Origin of the sequence: Actinoplanes sp. NPDC049668 (assembly GCF_044465445.1) — a bacterium.
Classification (GTDB): domain Bacteria; phylum Actinomycetota; class Actinomycetes; order Mycobacteriales; family Micromonosporaceae; genus Actinoplanes.
Map to the genome: position 1 here is coordinate 117,762 of NZ_JBITLR010000013.1, position 1,395 is coordinate 119,156.

A 1,395-nucleotide genomic window follows, 5' to 3' on the forward strand; every position below is an offset into this window, starting at 1 on the left:
CCACCGCTGCGGTAACCACCGCCCTGGGGACGGTCACCACCGCTGCGGTAACCACCGCCCTGGGGACGGTCACCACCGCGGTAACCACCGCGGTCGCCGCCACCGGAATAGCCGCCACGGTCGCCGCCACCGGAGTAGCCCCCGCGGTCGCCGCCACCCGAGTAGCCCCCGCGGTCGCCGCCACCCGAGGAGCCGCCGCGGTAGCCGCCGCGATCTCCGCCGCCGGAGTAGCCCCCGCGGTCGCTACCGCCGGAGTAGCCGCCGCGGTCACGGTCGCCGCCACTGCGGAAGCCGCCACCCTGCGGACGGTCGCCGCCCCGGTAGCCGCCACCCGAGGAGCCACCACGGTCACGGTCCCCGCCACTGCGGAAGCCACCGCCCTGCGGACGGTCACCACCCCGGTAACCACCACGGTCGCCGCCACCGGAATAGCCGCCACGGTCGCGGTCACCGCCACTGCGGAAGCCGCCACCCTGCGGACGGTCACCACCGCGGTAACCACCACGGTCACCGCCACCCGAGGAGCCGCCGGAGTAGCCGCCGCGGTCACGGTCGCCGCCACTGCGGAAGCCGCCACCCTGCGGACGGTCGCCGCCCCGGTAGCCGCCACCCGAGGAGCCACCACGGTCACGGTCACCGCCACTACGGAAGCCACCGCCCTGCGGACGGTCACCACCGCGGTAACCACCACGGTCACCGCCACCGGAATAGCCGCCACGATCTCCGCCGCCGGAGTAACCGCCACGGTCGCCGCCCTGCGGACGGTCGCCACCGCGGTAACCGCCGCGGTCGCCGCCACCCGAGGAGCCGCCCCGGTCACGGTCACCGCCACTACGGAAGCCGCCACCCTGCGGACGGTCGCCGCCCCGGTAACCACCACGGTCGCCGCCACCCGAGGAGCCGCCCCGGTCACGGTTGCCGCCACCGGAGTAGCCGCCACGGTCGCCGCCGGCGCGGAAACCGCCCTCGCGGCGCGGGCCGCCTCGGTCTCCCCGGTCACCACGGGGGTTCGCGCCGGAGCCTCCGTCGCGACCGCGGCCGCTGCGGCCTTCGTCGTCGCGGTTGTTGGAGCCGCCGTCCTGCGGTCCTGGGTTCACGGGTCAAGTCCTTCCAAGTTCGGCGGCCCTCGCAACGTCGGCGAGGTCGGCCGGAGCAAATCAAGTACGGAGCGGTATCAACTGCGGGGTCGGGCCACTACGGGTCGGGGGCACGGCAAGCACGCGTCCGTCCAACGCTACTAGGGACCGGACGCACAAAAGCAGTCGAGGGCCAACCCCTACCGGGGAAGGCCCTCGACTGTACGTTAAGTCCGGCGGCGTCCTACTCTCCCACACCCTCCCGAGTGCAGTACCATCGGCGCTGGAGGGCTTAGCTTCCGGGTTCGGAATGAGACCG

1 protein-coding gene and 1 rRNA gene are annotated in these 1,395 nt (G+C 73.9%); one reads left to right on the plus strand and one right to left on the minus strand.

The annotated features are described in order from the left end of the window. A partial coding sequence (locus tag ACIBSW_RS40000; RefSeq protein ID WP_404799610.1) for a hypothetical protein occupies nt 1-1,241 on the plus strand: 1,241 nt, incomplete at its 5' end. Between the two features lie 66 nt (nt 1,242-1,307). Here ACIBSW_RS40000 and rrf read toward each other — a convergent pair. After that, nucleotides 1,308-1,395 (minus strand): 5S ribosomal RNA (rrf, locus tag ACIBSW_RS40005); the annotation flags it as partial.